The organism is Bradyrhizobium sp. UFLA06-06, from assembly GCF_054820065.1.
The window spans coordinates 1-6,824 of the sequence record NZ_JADFUD010000127.1 but is presented as its reverse complement, the minus strand read 5'-3'; the positions used below and the strand labels follow the sequence as shown (position 1 = coordinate 6,824).

General features: G+C 57.1%; 5 protein-coding genes and 1 pseudogene. 1 reads left to right on the top strand and 5 read right to left on the bottom strand.

All coding sequences use genetic code 11. From position 1 onward, the window contains the following. On the top strand, positions 1–267 hold a 267-nt coding region (locus IF803_RS41960; RefSeq protein ID WP_461196096.1), incomplete at its 5' end, for a hypothetical protein. A 26-nt stretch (positions 268–293) separates the two neighbouring features. On the opposite strand, the gene IF803_RS41955 is transcribed toward IF803_RS41960, so the two are convergent. From IF803_RS41955 to IF803_RS41935, 5 genes and pseudogenes are all read right to left on the bottom strand, one after another. Beyond that, positions 294–2,213 (bottom strand): DUF7380 domain-containing protein, encoded by a 1,920-nt coding sequence (locus IF803_RS41955; RefSeq protein ID WP_018269974.1) that lies wholly within the window; start codon positions 2,211–2,213, stop codon positions 294–296. A gap of 142 nt (positions 2,214–2,355) precedes the next feature. Then, a pseudogene (locus tag IF803_RS41950) lies at positions 2,356–2,658 on the bottom strand (DUF4145 domain-containing protein); the annotation flags it as partial. Positions 2,659–2,727: 69 nt separating this feature from the next. After that, positions 2,728–3,153, bottom strand: a complete 426-nt coding sequence (locus IF803_RS41945) for a DUF2130 domain-containing protein (RefSeq protein WP_197971330.1) — start codon at positions 3,151–3,153, stop codon at positions 2,728–2,730. Between the two features lie 103 nt (positions 3,154–3,256). After that, positions 3,257–4,915, bottom strand: coding sequence for a nodulation protein NodU (gene nodU, locus IF803_RS41940; protein ID WP_080586240.1), 1,659 nt, complete (start codon positions 4,913–4,915; stop codon positions 3,257–3,259). Between the two features lie 298 nt (positions 4,916–5,213). Beyond that, a complete protein-coding gene (locus tag IF803_RS41935) occupies positions 5,214–6,668 on the bottom strand; it encodes a M20/M25/M40 family metallo-hydrolase (RefSeq protein ID WP_168858480.1) in 1,455 nt (484 codons plus the stop codon). Positions 6,669–6,824: the final 156 nt, after the last annotated feature.

The window sequence follows — 6,824 nt, the reverse complement described above, 5'->3', positions numbered from 1 at the left end:
CGGCATTGGTACGGGATGATGAAGTCTGCCACGAGCCCTGAGGAATTCTGGAGCTGCGCCGTCCTATTCGCGAAGATCGTCGACGGTCGCTTCGATTTGTGGCACGCGGAGTGCGGATCGCCGGGTGAAGTCTTCGCGCGCTTCATGACCACCATCGATGATAGCGTCAATTCACGCATCAAGAAGTGGCAGTCCGAGCGGCAATCCAAGCTCTTTGGCGGAGACATTCCCGATCCGATCTTCACGTTCGGGCAAAGCGGGTCCTAGTTGCCGGGAGCCTTCGCGCCACGGCACTATCCCTTCTCATCAATCGCTTCGGAAGGGCTGTCGAATGGCAAGCGGATGTGTCGCCGATGTTCGTACAGCGGGATCATACAAAGTTGGAAGATCAGCCAGCACGCATACAGCGAGTCGTCCGAGTATGGCTCTCCGTCGTGTAGCAGTCCATGGGCTATCGAGTGACGGATATAGGGCCCCGGCTTCTTGAGGAAGACGTTCTCGATGTCGGTCGTGATGGGGCTGCCGAAGATCGAATCCAGCTCCGGTCGCATCTGCTCGAACAGTGCGGATATCGTTCGGTCCTCCTGAATCTTCGTGGCATCGTCCAATTTTGTGACGTCGTGGCTGTGCGCTCTGAGTACGTGCCGAAGCGAAGCTTCCAGCAAAGGCGTCAGGATGTAGAGAGCGCTAATGAAGTCGCCGCGGAAGAAGCATGTAAAACCGTGGCTGTAGGTCATGACGAGCCCCCGCGGTACGAAGGGGCTGAATTCCAATAGCGCTGCGAAGATCTCCTCGGACAAGTAGTGGTTCGAAACGATGGATTGCCTAGCTACTTCGATCTCGGCAGAAGCCGTAATATGGCGGCGTAGCCCCTCATCGCGCGCGATTTGTTGACGCAGCGTCGAGTCATCCTGCGTTTCGCCAAAGTTGCCCCCTTCGCTGCGATAGATGACCTTGCCATCGCGGTCGTGGTGACTGCCGCCAAATAGGGACGAGAACGGATGCTCTCGGATGGCCTTCTCCGCCTCGGCTATAAGTTGATCCGGATCCGGAGAATGACTGAGGCCCGCGAACGTGAAGAGTTTGTCGAGCAAAGTAGGTTTTTGCATCCTCTTCTCGACCTCTTTGGCGATATCTTCGAGGTCCATCGGAATTGCAAAAGGCGACATTTCGTCGGCGATGCCCGCCTGAATATCCACCAGGAGATGCCGCAACTCCTTCCGGCGATCCTTGCTGCCTGGCAAGCCGTGCAGCTCTTGGATGGCTTCCGTAAGCGTATGAGCAGCCAACATGGCCGAAGGCTGGCGCTTGGCCATCGCGACCAGCAGCTCGCCTGCCGTTGACCGGCAACGGTTCGCGTCGTCGTCGTGTTTGGCCTTATGGTAAGCTCGGGCGGAAAGGCGCCAAAGCTCCACTAAGGTGTGGTCGTCAGCGCCGGCGGGGAGGCCGGCGATCAAGTTTTCGACCTCCTTGCCGACTTCGGCTGCATCCGAGATCCCGAAGTGAAGGTCGAGACGCCCGAACATCAGGGTGGGACTAGTCAGTCGCTTCGCGATCGCTCGCTTCCGCAACGCCACGACGAGCTTCTGCGCGTCCGAAGGGCCATTCTTGTCCATTTTGGTGGCGCGACCGATGAAAAGGGCCCGCTTGAGCAGATCGCGCGCCTCGTGCCGTAGGGCGCCGGTCTCGTTCTCGTCGAAACGCAATTTGAGGATGCCGGCATCGACCTTGGAGACAACTTCGACGTAGGCGGTCGCGGCACATACTCCGATCCGTCGTCGTTTAAGATCGAGCAGCCAGCACAGGTCCGCGAGCCGGGCTCGCAACACAGGGTGCTGTGCCCGCTCGGCCATCGCGGCCAGGGAATCAATCGCGCCACGAAAATCGGCCGGTGTCGCCGAGCGCCGACCGTCTGCCCAGACGATCATTGCAGCGAAAGGGTCGTTTGGCTCGTTGGCCTTGAAATGCATTCCCATGGCCCCAGCGAGCATGGAGTAAACACGGAACGTTGGGGTCTCGGGTTCGGGCTGCGTGTCGGGGAGAGCGCGTCGGTATAGGTCTCCCAGCTCGGCCGCATCGGCGCTGTCCAATGACCGAACCAGCTCTTCGAAGTCGACCTGCGTGACGTCATTCAAGGTCGCCCTGGCCCACGGAGGGGGCGGTGGCGCGGTGTTCTCGGGGCTATCGTCGATCGTAGGGCTCTCGTCGCTCAAGTCGTCTCCTGGACGTTTATGCAATGAGGGTTTGCCGCTCCGTGCAATTGCGCCCGGCGGCAGCACTAAAGGTTGTTCCCCATATGCTCACTCGTCGAGCGATTTCAATGTGGCGGGAGCTTTGTCACGGATGCCTTCCCGACTATTTTGCCTTGGGGCGCCGCGGTGTCGAATTCCGGACTTCATCGGCCGCGCGAGAAAGGACAAACGCACGCTGCAGAAAGTTTTCTATGATGTCGACGATGTGTCCGAGTCGCTCGGCAGTGGGTGTGTATCCTCGGTGAGCAGACGCGTTGCCTGCGTCTGCAACGGCCTCGAGAGTTGTCTTTTCGCGAGGGCTGATGAATCCGCGATCGACCAAGCCGGATAGCTTGCCCTCGAAGCCGCCTTTAGGATCCTGCTCCAGCAGCAGATGGCCGGCCCTGTCCAATAGCGTACGTGCGCCGACGGACGCTAAGACCTCATCCCGGCATTCAGCGGCAGATAGAGTTCATCCATAACGTTTCTCAGCACTTCATCGCTGATCATGTCCGACCAGGCGGGCTTCGGACGAAGGGATGGCGCACCGCGGGTGGGTGACCCAGATCCCGTCGACCATGTCGAAATGCTCGACGTTTCGCGGGCGCGCCTGCGAGACGATCACGGCGATATCGGCGCCGCTGAGCGACCGAAGGCGCCGGCCTGCCCGATATGATCCGTAGGCAAGCGACCATGATACAGAGAAAGGCCGACTTGCACGTGAAGGAGCTGCAGTTCGAGCGGCGGCAAAAGCTTTCGGATCTGGCGACAACCCTGGAAGAGCAGCAAGGCGCCCGACATCGCCATGAGCGGAATGGCAGATCTTCTCAAATTTCAAAATCCGTTGCCGGAACGCTTCGACGCCTACCTTTCGACTACCGTGCGAAGCTTGCCGCAGCTTCGCGAGATCGGTAGCCCTCATCGTAGGCACTCCTGCTACCCAAGATTCTAAGATCGCATGCTGCAAGACGCGAGGGAGCAAGGCCCCGTTGCAAAGATCACGTTGCTCATCATCACAACCATGCCTATGCGGCTTTTGTCCACAACATGCCATCGCACCATACGTGGTCAACTCGTCCCCATTCACAAGCTCCCGCAGCATCCGGAAAGAACCCACGTCCATTGAGATTGGCACTCGTATTGCAAAGCAGCGGGATGCCGGTAAGTTCTTCGTAGACCACGAGGAGTTCGGCGATCTTGTGTTCAGAGGTTCTAGAAACAGTCTGCAATCGCGCAGATCCATCAAGATGTACAACAGCTGGTACTCTATCGAGCCATTCCGCTCGCGTCTGATGATCGAACAGCATGTAAGGATCCGGGGTTCCGGGGAAGAAGATTTCTGGCGCACGATCTTCAATGCATATGGGCGCCACTGGCCGAAAGCATTCACGACGTTTGATCTGATTGAGATGATCCTTCATCCCCGCTGATGTGGCAGCCGCTAGGATGCTTCGTCCGCCTAATGCTCGCGGTCCGAGCTCAGCGCTGCCGGCGAGAAAGACGACGGGCTTGTTACTCGCAAGGATCTTAGCAAGCTCGCGCATATTGCACGGTGCGGCTTCCCATCCTGGTGGCGCCTCGTTCCGCAGAAGTCGCGGACCACCGTAGACCGACCATTCGAGTGGCACGAAGCCCTTCCGCTCTGCTAATGCGGCACAAGCCGCACCTATAGCCGCGCCGCTGTCATTCGGAAAGGGGGGCACCCAAACAGCATCGAACAGTCCGGCGGACCGCATTGCGCTATTCCACTTTATGTTAAGACCACAGCCGCCCGCTATGCACAGATTGTGTCGCCCTGGGAGCCGTGAATGACGTTGTACAGCAGCTGCCAATCGCTCAACCAGGAGATGCTCGAGAAAAGAGTGAAATGATGCGAGTATATCTTCATCTCGCTTGTGATCCAATCGCGAGGCGCTGGCTGCAAAGAAAGCGTGCATGGCAGGAAACCAATCCCCGCTCTCGATCTCCGTACGGTAGCCACGAGCACGCTGCGTGTCGCCGGCAAAGCATTCCTCGTAGAGCTCCCGAAAGACACTCACGATCGCATCATCGACACAACCCAGCGCGATATAGGCCATTAGCTTGCCAGCGACACCTAAATCCCAGGGTTTGCGGTCCAGATCTTTGTAAGGCCCAAAGTGATCGCCGGCCACAGCATAGGCATGACCAACAATTGGAAACAGACATTCAACGAATCGGGCGCCCTGACGTTCAACGTGGTAGAGACGTGGAAGGATGGAGCCGTCCCACACAAGACAGAAAGCCGATTGTCCGGACTGAGCAAACGGGCTTGTGCAGTACGCGGAAGCCACATGGCCCGAGACGTGTGAATAACTTTTATAGGGAAATGCTCTGCCTTCTAGAATCAAGCCAGAGCCGTTGTACGAAGTGAGAAGCCCTTCCGCATGGGGCTCTACGTACGGTCCCCATTTGAGAGTGACAGAGTCAGTACCACTGAGCACTTGGGATTGACCGTCCCCCCCGCCGTCGATCACAAACTGATCAACATCGCACGAATCCAGTCCGTGCTCGGCCAAGGCGGCGACGACATCGTCAAGGTTTTCGATGGCTTGATAGCGGAGATTGTTGTCCCGCTTCTCTTGCTCAACACAAAAAGCCAGTCTTCCGTTCTCGATGAGCGCGATCGCTCCATCATGCCTCAATTTGATGCCGCAGATGCGCATAGCTTCTCCATGTCTAACGTCGGACATCTAGTGTCCGCCGTATCACGATGCAGAAAGCGGGCCAACCAGCGGCAGTGCTTGACGTTTTAGATCCGGAATGTCGTTCCGCCAGCAGTTTAAGCTGCATACTCGGCGTGTGTTCGATCTGGTGCAACTGTATGCGCGCCATGTGCGCACCGGATCATTGGTACCCGGCGGTCGGCGCGTTCCCGTGTCACATTGAGCGGCGTGAAATGGTATTGAAAGCAAGCGCGCGAAAATGGCGTCGAGGCGTCAGCGGATTGTTGCAGGCGCGGCTTCATTGACGGTTCATATATTGTCCGCCGCCTAATTGTTCCGGTTGGGACACGATCCGATCGTTTGTGCATCGTGAAAGCTCCGCAAGGATTCGAATCCACGAACGAATTCCCTTTTGAAAAGTGTAGAGATCGTACTTTTCGTTTGGGCTGTGGTGACGATTATCAGCTCGCGCGAAACCGATGGGTAGGGACTGCAGCCCTAGCCGGCGCTTAACAGTGTTCACGATGGGGATCGACCCTCCGCTTCCTATCAGCACCGAATCGCAACCCCACTCCTGTTTCAGAGCGGCGCGCGCGCAGTCCAGATACGGGCTCCTTGGCTGGATAAAAGATGCGGGGTGGCCTGTGAGCCCGGCAAACTGCACTTTGCAGTCGCGCGGTGTTCGAGCGCGAATGTGATTGCGAAACGTCGATCGTATCCTTTCGGGATCTTGACCATCTACCAACCTGAAAGAGACCTTGGCGACGGCACTGGACGGAATGATCGTTTTCAGGCCAACTCCGCAATGCCCGCCTGCTATTCCATTGATTTCGCACGAAGGGCGAGTCCAGAGTTGCTCCATTACCGAGTAAGAAACGTCCCCAGCCGACTGAGAGAGGCCAACAGCTCCAAGGAATTGCTCGGTGTCGAAATTCAGCTTCAGCAACTCGTCTCTGACAGTGCTGTCCAACTCCGATATGTTGTCGTAGAAGCCCTCAATCGCGACTTCTCCGTTCCTGCCTCTCAGGCTGGCGATGAGTTCAGCGAGAACCTGGATTGGATTGCGTGCAGCATTCCCATAAGCACCCGAATGCAGGTCCCGGTCGGCGCACGTTACTCGGACCTCCTCTTCTAATAGGCCGCGAAACATAACGGTAATCGCGGGTACCGCGTCGTTCCACAATGAGGTGTCGCAAAGCAACATGACATCAGCAAGCAATTCATGTTCGAATTCGTCCAAGAATGCCTCCATGCTTGGACTGCCGCTTTCTTCCTCTCCCTCGAACAACATAGATACGCCAACTGGCAGACTTCCTGTTGTCGCGTTCCAGGCACGGCACGCCTCAATGAAAGTCAAGAGCTGGCCTTTGTCGTCAGATGCGCCTCGGGCAACAATGTGGGTCTCCCCGTTAGGCTGGACCCTAAGCGTCGGCTCGAAGGGTTGAGACTCCCATTCCTGCAGAGGCTCTACGGGTTGGACATCGTAATGGCCATAGAATAGGACGTGTGGACCGGTGGCTTGCTTGCTGTGTCCGACCACTACAGGGTTTCCAATCGTAGCTCTGACGGATGCATCGAAGCCAATGTCAGATAGCTCATGGGCGAGCCAGGAAGCGGCCTCGCGGCATTGCCGTGCATAATGCGGTTCGCACGAGATGGACGGAATTCGCAGCAGTTGGAAGAGCCGGTCAAGGCTAGCATTCAGGTTCGTGTCCGCATGCTGCAGGGCCCTTTCAATGGTTTGCTTGGGCATGTGATGGCTATCTTCACAGGATATTTTCGAAGACATGCCTCTTTGTCCTTTCTTCGGAAGCCGTTGTTTGAATGGTCTGGCTCGCCTCCGACAGTAATTTCTCCAGCAAATAAGCAATGTGCGCTCTATTAGCTCCTCGGTGGACGATCTTTACAT